This window comes from Halococcus salsus (genome assembly GCF_009900715.1).
Classification (GTDB): Archaea; Halobacteriota; Halobacteria; order Halobacteriales; family Halococcaceae; genus Halococcus; species Halococcus salsus.
Map to the genome: position 1 here is coordinate 116,779 of NZ_JAAAJC010000004.1, position 16,970 is coordinate 133,748.

At 68.8% G+C, this 16,970-nt stretch carries 19 protein-coding genes; 10 read left to right on the forward strand and 9 right to left on the reverse strand.

Annotated elements, in window-relative coordinates; genetic code table 11:
• Positions 1 to 3 precede the first annotated feature (3 nt).
• The 5 genes from dcd to GT355_RS12095 all read left to right on the forward strand — a co-directional run bounded on the left by dcd (position 4) and on the right by GT355_RS12095 (position 3,008).
• Complete coding sequence (dcd, locus tag GT355_RS12075; protein WP_120074893.1) at positions 4 to 624, forward strand: dCTP deaminase; 621 nt, start codon at positions 4 to 6, stop codon at positions 622 to 624.
• Positions 621 to 1,508 (forward strand): thiamine-phosphate synthase family protein, encoded by an 888-nt coding sequence (locus tag GT355_RS12080; protein WP_160134865.1) that lies wholly within the window; start codon positions 621 to 623, stop codon positions 1,506 to 1,508. The genes dcd and GT355_RS12080 overlap by 4 nt, the downstream gene beginning before the upstream one ends.
• Before the next feature lies 1 nt (position 1,509).
• Positions 1,510 to 2,229: a class I SAM-dependent methyltransferase gene (locus GT355_RS12085; RefSeq protein ID WP_160134866.1), complete on the forward strand. Its 720-nt coding sequence runs from the start codon at positions 1,510 to 1,512 to the stop codon at positions 2,227 to 2,229.
• 23 nt (positions 2,230 to 2,252) lie between these two features.
• Positions 2,253 to 2,480 carry a hypothetical protein gene (locus GT355_RS12090; RefSeq protein WP_240145802.1) on the forward strand — a complete coding sequence of 76 codons (228 nt, stop codon included), beginning with the start codon at positions 2,253 to 2,255 and terminating at the stop codon, positions 2,478 to 2,480.
• Between the two features lie 93 nt (positions 2,481 to 2,573).
• Positions 2,574 to 3,008, forward strand: coding sequence for a VOC family protein (locus tag GT355_RS12095; RefSeq protein WP_240145803.1), 435 nt, complete (start codon positions 2,574 to 2,576; stop codon positions 3,006 to 3,008).
• Positions 3,009 to 3,018: 10 nt separating this feature from the next.
• Here GT355_RS12095 and GT355_RS12100 read toward each other — a convergent pair whose 3' ends face one another.
• Positions 3,019 to 3,936, reverse strand: coding sequence for a sulfide-dependent adenosine diphosphate thiazole synthase (locus tag GT355_RS12100; protein WP_160134868.1), 918 nt, complete (start codon positions 3,934 to 3,936; stop codon positions 3,019 to 3,021).
• Between the two features lie 116 nt (positions 3,937 to 4,052).
• On the opposite strand from GT355_RS12100, the gene GT355_RS12105 reads away from it, so the two are divergent.
• The gene (locus tag GT355_RS12105; RefSeq protein WP_160134869.1) at positions 4,053 to 6,368 is read left to right on the forward strand and encodes a DUF2298 domain-containing protein; all 2,316 of its coding nucleotides are present in this window, start codon (positions 4,053 to 4,055) and stop codon (positions 6,366 to 6,368) included.
• 13 nt (positions 6,369 to 6,381) lie between these two features.
• On the opposite strand, the gene GT355_RS12110 is transcribed toward GT355_RS12105, so the two are convergent.
• A complete protein-coding gene (locus GT355_RS12110) occupies positions 6,382 to 7,128 on the reverse strand; it encodes a 4-phosphopantoate--beta-alanine ligase (RefSeq protein ID WP_160134870.1) in 747 nt (248 codons plus the stop codon).
• A 53-nt stretch (positions 7,129 to 7,181) separates the two neighbouring features.
• Positions 7,182 to 8,042, reverse strand: a complete 861-nt coding sequence (locus tag GT355_RS12115) for a pantoate kinase (RefSeq protein WP_160134871.1) — start codon at positions 8,040 to 8,042, stop codon at positions 7,182 to 7,184.
• Positions 8,043 to 8,257: 215 nt separating this feature from the next.
• Here GT355_RS12115 and GT355_RS12120 point away from each other — a divergent pair, with 215 nt between their 5' ends.
• A complete protein-coding gene (locus GT355_RS12120; RefSeq protein ID WP_160134872.1) occupies positions 8,258 to 9,253 on the forward strand; it encodes a formate/nitrite transporter family protein in 996 nt (331 codons plus the stop codon).
• A gap of 21 nt (positions 9,254 to 9,274) precedes the next feature.
• Here GT355_RS12120 and GT355_RS12125 read toward each other — a convergent pair whose 3' ends face one another.
• A complete protein-coding gene (locus tag GT355_RS12125) occupies positions 9,275 to 10,462 on the reverse strand; it encodes an inorganic phosphate transporter (RefSeq protein WP_160134873.1) in 1,188 nt (395 codons plus the stop codon).
• A complete protein-coding gene (locus GT355_RS12130; protein ID WP_160134874.1) occupies positions 10,463 to 10,627 on the reverse strand; it encodes a hypothetical protein in 165 nt (54 codons plus the stop codon).
• Positions 10,628 to 10,717: 90 nt separating this feature from the next.
• Here GT355_RS12130 and GT355_RS12135 point away from each other — a divergent pair, with 90 nt between their 5' ends.
• Positions 10,718 to 11,020 (forward strand): UPF0175 family protein, encoded by a 303-nt coding sequence (locus GT355_RS12135; protein ID WP_160134875.1) that lies wholly within the window; start codon positions 10,718 to 10,720, stop codon positions 11,018 to 11,020.
• Positions 11,017 to 11,559, forward strand: a complete 543-nt coding sequence (locus GT355_RS18060) for a PIN domain-containing protein (protein WP_192928011.1) — start codon at positions 11,017 to 11,019, stop codon at positions 11,557 to 11,559. Before GT355_RS12135 ends, GT355_RS18060 begins: the two co-directional genes overlap by 4 nt.
• Before the next feature lie 69 nt (positions 11,560 to 11,628).
• Here GT355_RS18060 and aspS read toward each other — a convergent pair whose 3' ends face one another.
• Positions 11,629 to 12,927 carry an aspartate--tRNA(Asn) ligase gene (gene aspS / locus GT355_RS12145; protein ID WP_160134876.1) on the reverse strand — a complete coding sequence of 433 codons (1,299 nt, stop codon included), beginning with the start codon at positions 12,925 to 12,927 and terminating at the stop codon, positions 11,629 to 11,631.
• 129 nt (positions 12,928 to 13,056) lie between these two features.
• On the opposite strand from aspS, the gene GT355_RS12150 reads away from it, so the two are divergent.
• A complete protein-coding gene (locus GT355_RS12150; RefSeq protein ID WP_160134877.1) occupies positions 13,057 to 14,160 on the forward strand; it encodes a zinc-binding dehydrogenase in 1,104 nt (367 codons plus the stop codon).
• 87 nt (positions 14,161 to 14,247) lie between these two features.
• Here the strand turns inward: GT355_RS12150 and GT355_RS12155 are convergent, their stop codons facing one another.
• Genes GT355_RS12155 through GT355_RS12165 form a run of 3 tightly spaced genes read right to left on the reverse strand, consistent with a single transcriptional unit; the run spans position 14,248 to position 16,922 of the window.
• Positions 14,248 to 15,591, reverse strand: a complete 1,344-nt coding sequence (locus GT355_RS12155; RefSeq protein ID WP_160134878.1) for an amidohydrolase — start codon at positions 15,589 to 15,591, stop codon at positions 14,248 to 14,250.
• A gap of 6 nt (positions 15,592 to 15,597) precedes the next feature.
• On the reverse strand, positions 15,598 to 16,062 hold the full coding sequence (locus GT355_RS12160) for a hypothetical protein (protein WP_240145804.1): 465 nt from the start codon (positions 16,060 to 16,062) through the stop codon (positions 15,598 to 15,600).
• Positions 16,059 to 16,922 (reverse strand): DUF3100 domain-containing protein, encoded by an 864-nt coding sequence (locus GT355_RS12165; protein WP_240145805.1) that lies wholly within the window; start codon positions 16,920 to 16,922, stop codon positions 16,059 to 16,061. Before GT355_RS12165 ends, GT355_RS12160 begins: the two co-directional genes overlap by 4 nt.
• Positions 16,923 to 16,970: the final 48 nt, after the last annotated feature.

The following is a 16,970-nucleotide window of genomic DNA, read 5'->3' on the forward strand; positions in this document are numbered from 1 at the left end:
GGTATGATACTCTCGGACGGCGACATCCGCCGGCGGCTTGCGGCGGGCAGCCTCGCCATCGAGCCGCTCGCCGACCCCGCCCTCCAGATCCAGCCCGCGAGCGTCGACCTCCGGCTGGGTCGGGAGTTCCTCGAATTCCAGCGGACCAACATCCCCTGTATCCACCCCGACTCGACGAACGAGGTCGACGAGTACGTCACCGAGACCGTCGTCGACGAGGACGAGGAGTTCATCCTCCATCCGGGCGACTTCGTGCTGGGGACGACCGTCGAACGGCTCTCGGTCCCCGACGACCTGATCGCCCACGTCGAGGGGCGCTCCTCGCTCGGCCGGCTCGCGGTCGTGATCCACGCCACGGCGGGCATCGTGGACCCGGGCTATCGGGGCCAGGTCACGCTCGAACTCTCGAATCTGGGGACCGCGCCGGTCGCGCTCTCGCCCGGCATGCGGATCTCGCAGGTGGTCTTCACCGAACTCAAATCGCCGGCCGAGGAGCCCTACGGTGCGGGTCGGGGCTCGAAGTATCAGGACCAGACCGGGCCACAGGCCTCCCGGATCGGCAACGACCACGAGTTCGGTGGCGACCAGCGTGCCGGGATCGAGGGGGACGAGGAACCGCGATGAGGTTCGTCGAGGAGATCGTGGTCGACGAGTTCCTGCCCACGTTTCGCTCGCTGTTGGCCGAGCGCCTCCGCGAGCGCGGGCTGACCCAGAGCGAGGTGGCCGACATCCTCGACATCAGCCAGTCGGCGGTCTCGAAGTACGCCCACGGCGAGGTGGCGCGGAACGACCGGATAAGCGAGGACGACCGGGTCGCCACCCTCGTCGACGAGCTCGCCGACGGCCTCGCGACCGGCGAGACGACCCAGGTCGGCGCGCTGGTCGAGACCGAGATCCTGATCCGGGCGCTCGAACGCGGCGACCTTCTGGCCGATCTCCACGCCGAGGCGGTGCCGGGGCTCGCGGGCAACGCGGGCTTCGACGTCCACGACGCCGACAGCGACCTCCGAGCGGCCGAGCGCACGCTGGCGTCGGTCCGGCGCGGGCTCACCACGCTCGAAACGACCGGTGGATTCGCGAGCCTCATCCCGAACGTGGGCTCGAACCTCGTCGAGTGCGTCCCCGAGCCGAACGGGATCGAGGACGTCGCCGGCGTTCCGGGCCGGATCTTCGACGTGAAGGGCCGAACCACCGTGCCGGGCGAACCGGAGTTCGGGGTCTCGGGCCACGTCGCGGGCGTGTTGCTCGCCGCGCGCGCCGCGGGCAGCGACGCGCGCGCCGCGCTCAACCTCCGCTACGATCCGGCGATCGTCGAACGGCTCGAAGCCGAGGGCTTTCGCACTGTGGAGTTCGACGGCGACACCGACGCCGAGTCGGCCATCGGGGCGGTCGAGGCCGCCGACGCCGACGTGCTCTACCAGGCGGGCGGGTTCGGTATCGAGGCCATCGTCTACCTCCTCGCGCCGAGCGCCGAGGACGCCGCCGCCCGCGTCCGCGACCTCGTCTGATATGGGGCAGCACACCGACGCGGCGAACCGGGGCACGAACGAGGCGCAGACCTTCTACGGCCGGTGGGCGCGACTCTACGATCTCGTCGCCACCTTTCCAGGGGTCGGGTCGTGGCGCGAGCGCACTGCCGAGAGCCTCGACCTCTCGCCCGGCGACACCGTGGTCGAGATGGGCTGTGGAACCGGCGCGAACTTTCCGTACTTGCGTGAACGGGTCGGCGCGAGCGGCACGGTCGTCGGGGTGGATTTCACGCGTGGGATGCTCGACCGCGCGGCGGTCCGGGTCGAGGAGCGAGGTTGGCAGAACGTCCACCTCGTCCGCGGTGACGCGACCGCGCCGCCGATCGAGGGACCGATCGACGCCGTGCTCGGGAGCTTCGTGGTCGGGATGCTCGGCAACCCTGCGGCGGCGGTCGAGGAGTGGTGCTCGCTGGTCCGGCCCGGCGGTCGAATCGCGCTGCTCGACGCCAGCCGAAGCACGGACCCGCGGGCGCGCCCGCTCGACGCGCTCTTTCGACTGTTCGTCGCCGCGAGCGCCCCGCCCACGACCCGGCTCCGATACTCGACCCCGCCGTGGAAACCGCTCGACGACCGCGTGGCCGCCGCCCGCGAGCCGCTCGAAGGTCGTCCTGAATACGCCCACGAGGCGTTCGCGCTCGGGTTCGTTCGACTGAGTTCCGCCACCGTCGAGCGAGACGGCGAGACGCCTGAAAGCTCATGAGGGTAGGTTTGGAACAGTCCGGTATGGCGACGGACGACCCACGAAAGGACGAGCGAGCGCTGACGATGGCCGACGCCGTCCGGGTCTACAAGTGGCTGACCGTGCTCGCACTCGTTGCCTTCCTCGCGGCGTTCTTCCTCCCGCCGATCGTTCCAAGCGCCCTCACGAATACCGTCGTCGGCGTGTGGTTGCTCGCCACCCTCCTCGCGTTCGCCCACGTCGGGATCCGGAACTCGACCCACGGCGTCTGACCCTCACACAAGCGTTCGAGTCCATCCGCCGACTCGTCACGACGCCCCACCGGCGACCGAACGGTTTTCGACCCCGACCCGAGTAGTCGGCTCGTGAGCGACACTAGCAATATCGACCTCACCGCCCACCACACCGGGATCACCGTTCGCGACCTCGACACGGCCATCGAGTTCTACCGCGACGTGCTCGGTCTCGACGTCGCGGCGGAGTTCACCCTCTCGGACGACGAGTTCGCGGCGGCGGTCGCCGTCGAGGATGCCACGGGAAAGTTCGCGCACCTCGACGCCGGCGGGTCGCGCGTCGAACTCATCGAGTACGAGCCAGAGGGCGAAACAGTAGGTGAGACGATGGTGAACCAGCCCGGCGCGAAACACCTCGGCCTCGCGACGGACGACGTCGACGGCTTCTACGAGGGGCTGCCCGAATCCGTCGAGACGCTGAGCGAACCCCGAACGACCGGCAGCGGGTCGCGCATCCTGTTCGTCCGCGACCCGGAGGGCAACCTCGTCGAACTCGTCGAATCGTAGGGTCGCGGGATCAGTCGTCGGCGGGTGCCCGCGGCGTCAGTTCGATCGGGTCGGCGTCGATCCCGAGCTCGTCGATGGCGGCCTGGGCGGCGCGCTTGCCCGAGAGGAGCATCGCGCCGAAGGTCGGTCCCATCCGGGGCAGGCCGTAGGTCGTGGCGACCGCCATCCCGGACGCGACGACGCCGTCGTGGACCTTTCCGGTGTGTTCGACCACGCCGTCCTCGGACTTCCCGACCCACATCGAGTCGTGGCCCGGCGAATCGTGACCCGGCGCACCGTAGGAATCCTCTCCTGTGTGGTCCATCCCGGTCGCGCTCTCGGCGGCGCTCCCGAGCCCCGGCGCGTCGAGCACACCCCGTTCGTCGAGCTTCGAGACCACCATCGCGTCGTGGCCGGTGGCGTCGACCACGACCTCGCTCTCGACCGCGATCGGGTCGACGCAGGTGATCTCCCGCGGGAGGGCGTGGACCGGCGTCCAGTTCATCACGATCCCGCCGACGCGGTGGTTCTCGCGCACCACGATGTCGGTGAACTCCGTCATGTTCTGCATCTTCGCGCCCGCGTCACAGGCCGCCTTGATCAGTCCCGAACACGCCTCCGGACCGTTCGCGACGTAGAGCCCCTCCGAGTCCGCCGATTCCTCGTAGCTCACGTCGAGGTCGTCGAGCACCGACTGGGCGGGGTCCCGTACCGTGACCTTGTTCATCAGGAAACCACCGAGCCAGAACCCACCCCCGAGGTAGTTGTTCTTCTCGACGACCATCGCCTTCACGCCGCGCTCGCCCAACTCCGTCGCCGCCATCAGGCCCGAGGGGCCGCCGCCGACGATTATCACGTCCGACTCCGTGTAGTCGAGGAACTCCTCGGTCCACTCCTGGCCGATCGCTCGCGTGACGTCCGCCTCGCCCACGTCGCTGAACTGGGTCATACAACCCAGTGATATTCAGTCGTGGTAGAAAAGTGTTCCGTCGAGGGCGGGTTCGGCGTCGACGGCCGGGGTCGATCCGAAGTGCGTATAACGGGCGTCCCCGCCTTCCAAACTGGATGGAGTACGGTCTCGTCGTCGTGTGGTGGGTCGCCTACGTCGTGCTCGGGCTGTTCGGCCTGCCGGTCGCCGCGCGGCTCTGTTCGTCGCTGCCGGGCCGGGGGGCTGGCTTCTCGCTCGGGCTCTCGTTCGCCGTCTTCGGTCTCGTCGGGTTCTGGGTCGGCCACCTCGCGCTGGGCTGGGTCGCGGTGATCGCGGGACTCGCCGGGCTCGCGGTCTGTGCGATGGCCTCGGTCCGGGGCGGCGTCGAGGTCGACCGCCGGGCGGCCGCCGAGGTCCTCGTGGTGTTCACCCTCGTCTACCTGGTCGTGATCGCGGTTCGCGGCGTCGACCCGGGGATCACCCCCGACGGCGAGAAGTTCCTGGATTTCGGGCTCGTGATGTCGCTCTATCGTGCGCCCACTCTCCCGCCCGAGGACATGTGGTTCTCGGGGGAGGCGGTGATCTACTACTACGGCGGCCACCTCCTCACCTCGATGTTGAGCCGGCTGCTCGACGTCCACCCGTGGTACGGGTTCAACCTCTCGATGGCGGGCCTCTACGGTGCGCTCGCGGCGGGGGTCTACGAACTCGCCGGCGCGGTCTCGGTGGGCCGGCGGCTCGACCGTGCGAAGGAGACCCTCGGGGGAAAGAGGCTTTCGAAGCCCAACACGACACGGGCCCTCGCGGGCGTGACGGCGGTCTTCTTCGCCGTGGGCGCGGCGAACCTCGCGACGGCCGTTCGACTGGTCGTCCGTCGCCTGCCGTCGGGGCTCCGGGAGCCCGCGGCGGGTGCGCTCGCGTCCGTGCACACCCAGTTCGCGGCCGAGGCGATACTGACCCCGATCGCCTCGAACTACTACTTCAAGAGCGCGGGCCGGATCATGGCCGACCTCTACAACCCGTTCCCGCTGTTCGCCATCGTCCGGGGCGACCTCCGGCCGTACGCCGTGAGCACGCCGTTTCTCGTCGTCGTGGTCGGGCTCTGTTATGCCTACTACCGGACTCCCGAGACCCACCGCCGTCGGCGACAGGTCCTGCTGTTCGGCGCGATACCGTTCGTCGTCGGGTTCATCGTCATCGTCAACACCTGGGGGCTCGCGGTCGCCGGCGGCGTGGTCTGGCTCACGCTCACGTTCGCGCCGGCCCGCCTCCGAAACCTTCTGCCATCGAGGGCGGCCGCCGACCTCTCGCCGTACGTCGAACGGGCGACGACCGGTCGGGCATCGGCGGCGCTCGCCCGCCTCGTCGGTGCGCTCGTGGCGGCGGGCGTCGTGGGGGTTCTCGGAATCGTCGCGGCGCTACCGTTCGTCTTCGGTCCGCTCAGCAGCGGTCCCTCGACTCCGGTCGCGGCGGTCGCGGCGGGTGCGCGCAGCCCGCTCGGCTCGCTCCTCCTGATCCACGGGGCGTTCCTCGCGGTGTTCGTCGCCTACTACGTCGCACAGGTTCGCGAGCGCTGGCAGACCCCGGCCGCCGTCGCGGTGCTGTGCTGGTTCGTCGCGGTCGTCGTGCTGGTGCCCGCCGCGCTCGCCCCGCTCGCGCTGTTCGGCGTGCTGCTCGCCGCCGGCTGGTACTTCGTCGCGACCGACCGGACGGGTTTCGAGGGCGTCCTCGTTGTCGCGGGGCTCGGGCTCGTCCTCCTCGCCGAAGTCGTCTACATCAAGGAGGGCGGCGGTACCCGGTTCAACACCGTCGTGAAGACCTACATGCCGGCGTGGGTGCTCTGGGCGAGCGCGGTCGGGGTGATCCTCCCCCGGCTCGTCCGCGGTCGCCGGCGCTGGTCGTGGTCGCGCCGTCAGGTGCTCGCGGGCGCGCTCGCGGGCGTGCTCGTGGTCTCGACCGCGACGTTCGGCGGGGTCGCGTTCACGAGTCACTTCGCGAACTCGCCGGTCGAGGAGCCGACGCTCGACGGGCTGGCGGCGGCCGAGAACAACGTCCCCGGCCAGGTCGCGGGGATCGAGTGGCTCGACGACCGGTCGGGTCGCCCGACCATCGTCTCGGCCGCAAGCCCCTACATCTACCGCTGGAGCGCCGCACCGGCGGCGAGCCTCACCGGTCTGCCGACCGTGATCGGGGTGCCACACGAGATCCAGTACCGGGGCTGGACGGCCTACGCGGATCGGGTGCGAGCCGTCAACACGATCTACCTCGGAACCGACGAACAGCGCGTCGCGCTGCTCGACCAGTACGGCGTCGAGTACGTCTACGTCAGCCCGACCGAACGCATCCGCTACGGCGACGTCGAGCCGTTCGACGACCTCCAGGGTGTTCGGGTGGCCTATCAAGAGGACACCGTCACGGTCTACGCCGTCAACCAAAGTCGGTTGGCGACGTAGTCGGAACCCGACCTCAGTCCAGCTGTCCCGACCGGATCGCCCGTTCAGCGTCGGCGAGCGCCGCCTCGCGGTCGAAGTTCTCGATTATCGCGTCCCACTCCTCGGGTCGGTCGCGGAGGTCACGGGCGTGCTCGGTGATGGCCGGGAGCGCACGGACGAGGTTGTCGACCACCGGGACGGCGGCGGCCTGCGGCGAGCGCGACAGTGGGTTGAGGTCGATCACGATCTCGGTCTTGCCCATCTCCGCGAGCGCCGCGGCGCGGTCGCCGTCTTCCAGGGGAACCAACACCACGTCGGCGGCACCGATCCCGTCGGCATCGACCTTGCCGCGCTCGTGGGAGAGACCGGGGATCCGGGCGTCGGCGGTGAGTCCCTTCACCTCGCTCGCCCCGTGGTCGCGGAGGTGGTCGGCGATCGCGTTCATCCGCGCCTCGGTCCGATTGAAGAGGTTGACCTCGATCGCCGCATCCGTGGCGTCGGCGAGGTCGACCACCGCCTCGGGCGCGAGCGCGGCGACGTTGCCGTTGACGGAGACCACGGGCGACTCCGCGCGGAGGAGGTGGGCGGCGGCGGCGCGCTCGGCGGCGGCGGCGCTCTCGATGGTCCGTTCGCCGATGAGGTAATCGAAGGCCTCGCCACGGCCCTCCGCGATCAGCCCCTGTCGACTCGTGATCCCGGCGTCGATGCCGGCCTCGATCCGGTGGCGGGTCCGGAGCGACGCGCTCCGGGGGTGGTCGTCGGGGACCGCCGTGTGGCTCATACCACGAATTCGTGATGAATCGGGAAAAATCGACCGTTCCGTGCGCCGGGCGGTCAGACCAACCGCGCACCACACGGGTCGACCTCGCAGACGACCGGGTCGTAGCCCGCCGCCGAGAGGCCGTCGCCGAGCGAGATCACCGTGTCGCCGAGCATCGCCATCGCGGCCTCGCCACCCGCCTCGCGGACGGCCTCGATGGCCGCCTCGACGGGCGGGGTGAGCAGGTCGGCCTCGATCGCGAACGACCGCGAGAGCGCCAGCGCCCGCGGGAGCGTCGGTTCGTCGAGCAGCGCGTCGAGCGCGCGCTCGCCCGCCACCGAGAGGGTCCCGACGTCGCCACCGATGATCTCGTCGGTCGAGCGCCCACCGAACGAGACGTACTCGATCCGGGTTTCGGGTACCGAGAGCCCGTCGAGACGGTTCATCACCGGTGCGCCGGGGTCGAGTCGGACCGGGACCCCGCCGCGGGCCTGAGCCACGACATCCCCGAGGCCGGTTCCCGCTTCGACCTCGGCGGCGTGGGCCACCCCGACGAGTTCGTTCTCGGTGAGCGCGAGGTCGTCCGCGGCGTTCGCGACGAGCGCGGTCCCGAGCGCCGCACCGCCGGAGACCCCGAAGCCCGCGCTGACGGGGACGGAGGTCTCGACGACCGCGCGTGCCGCGACCCCGAGCGCGTCGAGCGTGCGGGTCACGGCCTCCATCTCGACCGGGTCGCCGTCGAGGACCACCGCAGGCTCGTCGGCGGGAACGAGTTCGACCGTCACGCCGTCGGTGAGTGCGAGGCCGACGCCTCGGGACCCTGTCTTTCGAGGGTCCTCGTGGCGGTGGACGCTGAAGAACCCCGTGACGTGACCGGGGACGAACGCCCGGAGTCGGTCGGTCGTGGCGCTCCCTCGGGCACGGCTCCGCGTCATATCCCAGCCTCGGCGGCGGCCGGGATAAGCCGCCCGTTCGGGCGGCGGATCGGTCCGCTCGATAGGGGTCCCGTCCGGTGGAATCGCCTGCACCCGCTGGCGATAGCGCTATGTATCGATCGGCTCTTTTCCCGCTACCGAATGCCGGGATCGAAACCAACGGAACCATGCCTCCAGCGTCGGGACGGCGAGCGGTACCCCCCGGAGGCGCGTGCGTGTCGGTGAACGACGGCGACCCCGGGGACGGCGACCGGACTCGGGAGGGTTCGACCGAGGCACCCGACGACGGGGACCCGATCCGCGAGTCCACCGGCCACGCCGCCTCCGGCGCGCCGAACGCGGGCTGGGCGATGGGCGACCGCTTCTCCTCGGAGGAGATCTTCCAGCGCGTGCTCGCCACCGCTGACGAGGAGGTCTCGACCGGCGCGCGCGAACTCTTCTTCAGCGGGCTCGCCGCGGGCTTCGCCATCGTGCTCACGTTCGTCGCCCACGCCGCGCTGACGGCGTACTTCCCCGAGAACACTTTGCTGGCCTCGCTGCTCTACCCCATCGGCTTCATCTACATCATCCTCGGGCGCTACCAGCTCTACACCGAGAACACCCTACCCCCGGTCGCGCTCTTTCTCGCCCGCCTCGCCAGCCTGCCCCTGATGCTCCGGGTCTGGGTCATCGTCCTCGTCGGGAACGTCCTCGGGGCGGGCCTCGGCGTGTTCGTGCTCGCCCACACTCACGTGCTCTCGCCACCGGCGATGGCGGCCGCCGCGGAGTTCACCCAGTCGGGTCTCGAAACCGGCTGGTGGGACCTCTTCTTCAAGGCGGTGTTCGCGGGCTGGCTGGTCGCGGGCGTCGTGTGGCTCGGCCACGCCGTCCGGGACTCGATCGCCCGTCTGCTCCTGATCTACGTCGTCTTCTACACCATCGTCGCCACCGAGCTCTACCACGTCGTCGTCACCGCCGCCGACGCGCTGTTCGCGGTCTTCGTCGGCGACGCCGGGCTGTTCGCGGTGTTCGCCGAGTTCTGGCTGCCGGTGTTGCTCGGCAACACCGTCGGCGGGGTCGTGCTCGTGGCGCTGGTGAACTACGGCCAGACCGAACGCCGGCGGTTTCCCGAGATACGCCAGCTCTCGACCCGCGAGTGGCTGTTCAGCTGGCGGGGCGGTCGCGACCGCGACCCGATCGACGTGGAGCAGGCGGGCCCCGAGAACGACTAACGGAAACGGGTCCGGAGCGATTCAGAGCAGCTCGACGACGGTGATGATCCCGTAACCGAGCCCCAGTGCGAGCGCCAGCGACCCGATCCAGGCGAGGACCGTGTACCCCATCTTCGCGCCGCTGACGCCCGCCCCGCCCGCCGCGTAGCCGCTCCCCACCACGGCGCTCACGATGATCTCGTTGAACGAGACCGGGATCCCGAAGACCACGGCGGCCTGCGCGATCGCGAACGAGGGGATCAGCGCCGCGATGGATCGTCGGGGACCGAGCGAGGAGTAGTCCTGAGCGATCGCCTTGATCATCCGCGGCGCGCCCATCCACGACCCCACGAGGAGACCGAGGCCACCGAAGATCAGCAGCCCCACCAGGGGGAGCGTTATCGGTAGCGAGGCTTCCCCTATCGCCGCGATCAGCGGCCCGACCGCGAGCCCGACCTGGCTCCCGCCGGCCGAGAACGCCACGAGACCACCGAGCACGAGCAGGAACCGGCGTTCGGCACCTTCCGCACCGCCCGACATGTCGTAGGCCAGCAGCCCCGCGGCGACGACCGCGGCGACGACCGAGACCAACGCGATACCGACCGACGACGACATCGAGAGGTCACGGGTGGCCGCGACCGCGATCGACGCGCCGCCGTCCGGCCCGAGCAGGGTGAAGGGGATGTTGGCGACGATGAGGCCGATGACCGCCCCCAGAGCGGGGACGCTGTAGCGTTCCGGGATCCGTTCGTCCCGGAGCAGCCGCGCGGTGGCGTAGGCGACCCCGCCGCCGACGAACGGGGTGAGCACCCAGAGCGCGCCGATCTCGAGGTACTTCGACCAGACCGGGGTCCCGCCGAGGCCGAGGCCGACGCCGATGACCGCCCCGGTCACCGTGAACGCGGTGGCGATCGGGTAGCCGGTGAAGATCCCGACCGCCACGAGGACCGCCGCGAGCAACAGCAACACCGTCGCGGCCGTCGGCGACAGCGTGAGCCCGCCGACCAGTCCCGTTCCGACCGCGTCCGCGACGTTCGCGCCCTGGAGGACCGCGCCGAGCAGCCCGAGGATCCCCACCAGGAAGCCCGCGCGCATCACCGAGATGGCGCGTGCGCCGACCGCCGGCGCAAACGGGGTCGACCCCGACGACCCCGCACCGATCGTCCAGGCCATGAAGAAGCTCGCGAGCACCGCGACGACGAGGATGGCTATCGTGCCGAGCGCAACCATCTACGTCGTGTCCTCCCCGTCGGCGGTGGCCCGCCGTTCCTCATCGCCGAGCACTACATCACTCATCGGAGTACTGTTCAGCGCGTCCGAACAAACGTCCGTCGCCGGCACCCGCATGGTCTTGCTGTCGGCATCAGCGGCGAAGTGATAGGGCTGTCGAACCACGGAAGCCGTGAAAGCGCTCGCAGGGGACGGTCGTTCGTTTTCAGTTGATCCACAGACTGATTAGCGAATACGTTCTAGCACAGCGCATACATGCCGTCGATAAGCGCTCGGATCCCCGACGAGGAGCGCGAAACCCTGGAGGAGGTCGCCGACCTGCTGGGCGAGGACCGGAGTACGACCATCCGAAAGGCGCTCCAGGCAGGTCTTTCGGACCTCCGGATCCGTGTCGCGGTTGAGCAGTATCAGACCGGGGAGATCTCAGTGAACCAGGCCGCACGGATAGCAAACGTCTCGCTCGGCGAGTGGCTTGAGATCGCCCACGATCGAAATCTTACGACCCAACTCTCACCGGAGGACCTGAAACGAGACGCCGACGCCGCACGAGAGTTGTGATCCTCGTCGATGCAACGACGCTTCTCTCGCTTGGAACCATCGGCGAGCTGGACTTGCTCTTGAACTTCGATCAAGACCCAGCGGTGCTTCCCGCCGTCGACGACGAAGTCGTGACCGAACCAGCACGTACCAACCTCGATCGATTCTACGACCACGACAGCGTCCGCGCTCCCTCGGACGGACTCGTTTCGTCCGACGAACCGATCGGGGACGCGAGAGGGGAGGCGGAACGGATCCTCGACCAGTCCGAAATCGATGGCGACTTCGAGATCGTCCTCGCAGTTCTCGTCGAAACCAAGGCCGGACGTTCCGTCGGGGTGGTCTCCGACGACCGACGAGTTCGGACCATCGCGAACGGGCTCGGCGCGATCGTCACGGGAACGGTCGGTGTCGTCGTCCGCGCGGTCGAGGAAGGGCTACCACCAAACGATGGGAAAGACCTGATTCGGGCGATCGACCGCCATGGGTTGCACATGACGGGCGAGTTACGCGAGACCGCGGACGAACTCATCGAAGACGCCGCAACCAGTTCCGAGTGATTACGGACTCGAACGCTGCCGTTCCTGCGAGATTCACTTCGTTCGTCTCGGTGACTCCAAGCGTCTTCGTCAGGGACTCAGACGCTGGCGATCTCGCGGGAACAGAACCGCCTCACGGATGTTCGGCAGGTCGAGCATCGTCATCACGAGGCGCTCGCCACCGATCGCCCAGCCAGCGTGGGGCGGCATGCCGTACTTGAACATCTTGGTGTAGTACTCGAAGGCCTCGGGGTCGAGGCCCTGCTGTTCGAAGCCCTCGACGAGCTGGTCGTGGCGGTGTTCACGCTGGCCACCCGAGACGAGCTCCATCGAGGGGGCCATCATGTCGAAGCCCGTCGAGAGTTCGCCGTCCTCGTGGTCCATGATGTAGAACGGCTTGATCTCGCTGGGCCAGTCGGTGATGAAGTAGTGGCCGTCGACGTCCGCGCCGAGCGCGCGCTCGCCCTCGGTGGGGAGGTCGTCGCCCCACTCCAGCTGCTCGTCGAGCTCGCCGGTCGCGTTGATCCGCTCGATGGCCTCCTCGTAGCTCAGTCGCGGGAAGGCTTCCTCGGGGACCTCGAAGTCCTCGTAGCCGAGGGTTTCGAGCTGGCTCTCACAGTTCTCGGCGACGGCCTCGTAGGCCGACCGGATCACGTGCTCGCAGGCGTCCATCGCCTCCTCGTGGTCGATGAAGGCCGACTCGAAGTCGATCGAGGTGGCCTCGTTGAGGTGGCGGGGCGTGTTGTGCTCTTCCGCTCGGAAGATCGGGCCGATCTCGAAGACCCGCTCCAGACCGCTGCCGACCATCAGCTGTTTGAACAGCTGCGGCGACTGGTTCATGAACGCCTCGCGCCCGAAGTAGGTGATCGGGAAGAGCTCGGTCCCGCCCTCCGTGCCCGTGGCGACGATCTTCGGGGTGGTGATCTCCGTCCCACCCAACTCGCGGAACGCCTCGCGGGCCGCTCTGAGAACCTCGGCACGGATCTCGAAGATCGCCTTGGCCTCGTCGCGTCGGAGGTCGAGGGTGCGGTTGTCGAGCCGCGTCGGAAGCTCGGCGTCGACCTTCTCCGAGGGGTCGAGCGGGAGGCCGGGTTCGGCGGGCGCGAGGACCTCCACCGACTCGGGCACCATCTCGACGCCCGTCGGCGCGCGCTCTTCCTCCTCGACCGCGCCGGTCACCGAGACGACGCTCTCGCGGCTCACCTCGGTCCCCGTCTCGACGAGGTCGTCGTCCATCGCGTCCTTCTCGAACTTGACCTGGATCTTCCCGGTGCGGTCGCGGACGATGAGAAAGGCAATTCCCCCAAGATCGCGGATCTCGTGGGCCCAGCCCGCGATCGTCACCGTCTCGCCCGGCTCCGCCGCCGCCGTCTCGGTTCGGTCGTTCATACACGGGATGCGAAGCCGTGGTTGTAAACGCCGTCGGTTTCGACGGATCCCCTGCGGGGAGTGTGACCCACGAGCGGCGAACGGGCCCGAACCCGACCCGTTTTAGCCCGCCGAACGGTGTGTTCACCCGTGCCATCCACAACTCCCGGGCGCGTCGTCTCGCTCGAATCGCCGAAGGTCGCCGAGACGAACAGCTACGAGCTGCCCACACCGGAACCGGGAGCCGTCCTCACCGAGGTCGTCCGGGCCAACATCTGTGGCTCCGAGCTCCACATCTGGTCGGGCAACCACCCGCTCATCACCGACGGCAGCCTCGGCCACGAAGCCCTCTGTCGCGTGGTCGAACTCGGCGACGGCGTGACGACCGATCGGGCTGGGGAACCCATCGAGGAGGGTGACTACATCGCGCCGGCCTACTTCATCACCTGCGGGGAGTGCGCGTACTGTGGCCGGGGCCAGTTCGGCCAGTGCGCGAACGCCTACCGGGAGTGGTCGAAGAACCCGACCGAGCACCCGCACTTCACGGGGACGTTCGCGACCCACTACTACGTCAGCCCCGACCAGTACTTCTACCGCGTGCCCGAGGGCGTGGGCGACAAGGCGGCCGCGAGCGCGAACTGTGCACTCTCGCAGGTCCTCTTCGGCTTCGACGAAGTCGGACTGAGCCACGACGACACCGTCGTGGTGCAGGGTGCGGGCGGACTCGGACTGAACGCGCTCGCCGTCGCGACCGAGAGCGGGGCCGAGACCATCGTCATCGACGGGGTCGAGCAACGTCTCGACCTGGCGCGGCGGTTCGGGGCCGACCACACCATCGACATGGACGAGTACGGAACCGTCGAGGAACGCGCCGAGCGAGTCCGTGAGTTGACCGGCGGGCTCGGGGCGGACGTCGCCGTCGAGGTCACCGGCGTCCCCGACGCGTTCAGCGAGGGAATCGAACTACTCCGGAAGGGCGGGCGCTACCTCGAGATGGGGAACATCGTGCCCGGCGAGACGACCGACTTCGACCCGGGGAAGATGACGCGCAAATCCATCGACGTCGTCTCGACGATGCGCTACGACCCGTGGTACCTCCGCGAGGCGCTCGAATTCCTGGCGGTTCACGAGGACGACTACCCGTTCGCGGACCTGCTCGACGCCGACTTCGCGCTCGACGACGTTCAGGAGGCGCTTCGGGCGTCCAACGACCGCAGCGTGACGCGGGGCTCGCTGGTTCCCGAGCGCGACTGAGCCGCCGAGTCGTCCGATGGAGTCACGGGAGTATCACGCAAAGCGGTTCACCACGTCGCGGCGGGCGACCCGAGCGGGAGGCCGCGTTCAGGACAGGTACTCGCCGGTGACCGTTCGACGCATCCCTCTGACGAGCTCCAGATATTCCTCGGGGGTGTGTTTCCCGCGTTTCGCCCGCCGGATTGACGCCTTCGCCTCGTCGTCGGCGAGGAGGTCGACGACCATGCAGGCCGTGAGCTTCGCCGGGATGACGTAGGCCATCTCCTCGTCGACGGCCCGGAACTCGGGGGTGTGTGGCGTGCCCTCGAACCCGCCGATCATCGGGTGAACACCCGGAACCACCTGGGTGACGTCGCCCATGTCGGTCGAACCCGTCGTGTGCGGGTCGCTGATGTCGATCGCCTCGGCCCCGAGTTCGGCGACCGCGTTCGCCTCGTAGGCCTCGATCATCGTCTCGTCGGTCTCGAACGGGAGATACCCGGGATAGTCCTCGATCGTCACGTCGGCCCCGACGGCCATCGCGCCGCTTTCGAGCGCCCGGTTGACGGCCGTGTTCGCCTCGGTGACCGCTTCGGTCGTTCTCGCGCGGGTGTACGACTCCATGCGTACGTCCGCCGGCACGACGTTGACGCCGTCGCCGCCCTTCGTGAGGATCGGGTGGACCCGAACGTTGTCCTCGTCGGCGAACGTCTCGCGCTGGGCGTGGACCGCGTTCATCCCGAGCATCGCCGCGTTCAGCGCGTTGGTGCCCTCCTCGGGGGCCGCCCCGGCGTGCGAGGAGCGGCCGCGATAGGTGACGAACTTCCCGACGAACCCGTTCGTCGACGACCGGGTGAGGACCTCCCGACCGGGCGTGTCGGCGTCGGCGTGGACCATCGTCGCGCAGTCGACGTGGTCGAAGTAGCCCCGTTTGATCAGTTCCTGTTTGCCCCCGAGGAACTCTATCTCCTCGCCGACCAGCGACCGACGGTACTCCAGGTCGAGATACTCCTCGGCGGGGACCGCGAGGAACTCGACGGTGCCGTCGAGTTCGTCGAGCAGTCCGGTGGCAGTGAGCCCGTAGGCGGTGCCGACCAGGTTCGCCAGCTGGGCGTGGTGACCACAGGCGTGACAGGCCCCGGTCTCGGGGTCGGCCATCGGGTGTTCCCAGTTGACGAGCGCATCGAGTTCGCCGAGCACGGCGATCGTGAACGAGTCCTCGTCGGGTTCGGTTTCGGCGGGAGTAGTGGCACGCGCCCCCGTGATGGCGAGGTCGCGCTCGACGGCGAGCCCCATCCCCTCGAAGGCGTCGACGACCTTCGTGGTCGTCGCGTGTTCCTTGTAGCCGAGCTCCGGCTCCGCCGCGACGGCCCTCGCCAGGTCGATGAGGTCGTCCCGATGCTCGTCGATCGCCGTACAGACCGCTTCCTTTGTGGTTTCGGTTGGTGTCATTCGATATCAGATGAGTCCTTGGTAGCTCAGGATGGCCTGGGCGATCAACGCGGAGCCGACGAACGTGCCCGTGAACGCACAGATGGCCACGACCACGATCTTCCAGCTCATTCGTTTCATGCTCGTCACCTGGAGCCCGATGGAGAGCCCGGCGTAGGCGAGGATCGGGGTCGTGGTCGCGAGGAACTGAACCGGGTCCGTCAGCGAGAGCACGAGTTCTTGAACCGGTGAGAACGGGAGCGAGAGCACCAGCCCGATCACCGTCGCGTACGCGAACGCGGGGAATTCGAGCGGGACGTGCCGCCCCAAGAGCAGGGAGACGAAGCCGATGACGGCGATGAGCGCCATGCCGGGGGCGGCCTCGACGGGGCTGATCCCGTAGCCGATGGCGTTCCCGACGACGGTCACGACGCCGATGACCACGAGCATCTTCGCGATGTTGGCCTCGAAGGCCGGCGATTCGAGCGTCACGCGTCCTCACCTCCGACGAGCGGCCGTGCGAAGGCGTACAGCCGGTTGATCAGCGGGAGGGAGACGAAGATCAGGACGTAGATCCCGGTGAGCGCCGTGAGGAGGTTGCTCGTCGCGGCGAACGCGAGGAGCCGCTCGGCCGACACCCCGCTCACCGCCTCCGCGAGCGAACTCGAACACGCGGTCATCATGCTCGCACTCCCCATCCCGCAGGCCATCGAGAGCGCCAGCGGGTGGAGACCCGTGATCGGCGCGAGCCCGCCGAGCAGCCCGAAGAAGATGGTCCCGAAGACGGTTCCCGTGAGGTAGACGCCGATGACACCCCGGCCCTCGGGCGATTCGATCCCGTAGCGCTCGGTGACGACGGCGAAGGTCGCCTCGCGGGCGATGCTCACCGCGCCGCCGATCGCCTCCCGCCGCAGACCGAGCAACAGCGCGACCGGCAGCGCGACGAAGATCGTCCCGAGGTTCCCGAGCTCCTGGAGCAGGAACGCCGGACCCGCACTGACCAGATTGTTGAACTCCGGACCGACCTGCGTCCCGTACTTGACCGCCAGCGGCATCAACGCGACCGTCAGCAGCGGGGCGCTGACCTCGCTGACGTCCTTCGAGACGACCGCCCGGAGGGGCTGGAGATACCGACCGAGCACGCTGTAGCTGACGAGGATCCCGATGACGACCGCGTACAGCAGCGGGAGCAACACCACCTGACCCGGCCCGACGCCGAACTGGTGGCTCCCGATCAGTTCGGACACGACGACGATCGCCAGCACCGTGAGGTGCGTCCGCAGGTGTATCGACCACCGACCGACGGTGCGGATCGGCTCCCACACCCCGGACCCCGGTTCGTCATTCGCCACACCGTACCTCCGTGGTAGACAGTTTCAACCTCATCGGTACGATGGTCG

Bases quoted from the DNA above. Each gene is read 5' to 3' on its own strand.
- dcd (WP_120074893.1), top strand. From the start codon at position 4: ATGATACTCTCGGACGGCGACATCCGCCGGCGGCTTGCGGCGGGCAGC.
- GT355_RS12080 (WP_160134865.1), top strand. From the start codon at position 621: ATGAGGTTCGTCGAGGAGATCGTGGTCGACGAGTTCCTGCCCACGTTT.
- GT355_RS12085 (WP_160134866.1), top strand. From the start codon at position 1,510: ATGGGGCAGCACACCGACGCGGCGAACCGGGGCACGAACGAGGCGCAG.
- GT355_RS12090 (WP_240145802.1), top strand. From the start codon at position 2,253: ATGGCGACGGACGACCCACGAAAGGACGAGCGAGCGCTGACGATGGCC.
- GT355_RS12100 (WP_160134868.1), bottom strand. From the start codon at position 3,936: ATGACCCAGTTCAGCGACGTGGGCGAGGCGGACGTCACGCGAGCGATC.
- GT355_RS12105 (WP_160134869.1), top strand. From the start codon at position 4,053: ATGGAGTACGGTCTCGTCGTCGTGTGGTGGGTCGCCTACGTCGTGCTC.
- GT355_RS12110 (WP_160134870.1), bottom strand. From the start codon at position 7,128: ATGAGCCACACGGCGGTCCCCGACGACCACCCCCGGAGCGCGTCGCTC.
- GT355_RS12115 (WP_160134871.1), bottom strand. From the start codon at position 8,042: ATGACGCGGAGCCGTGCCCGAGGGAGCGCCACGACCGACCGACTCCGG.
- GT355_RS12125 (WP_160134873.1), bottom strand. From the start codon at position 10,462: ATGGTTGCGCTCGGCACGATAGCCATCCTCGTCGTCGCGGTGCTCGCG.
- GT355_RS12135 (WP_160134875.1), top strand. From the start codon at position 10,718: ATGCCGTCGATAAGCGCTCGGATCCCCGACGAGGAGCGCGAAACCCTG.
- aspS (WP_160134876.1), bottom strand. From the start codon at position 12,927: ATGAACGACCGAACCGAGACGGCGGCGGCGGAGCCGGGCGAGACGGTG.
- GT355_RS12155 (WP_160134878.1), bottom strand. From the start codon at position 15,591: ATGACACCAACCGAAACCACAAAGGAAGCGGTCTGTACGGCGATCGAC.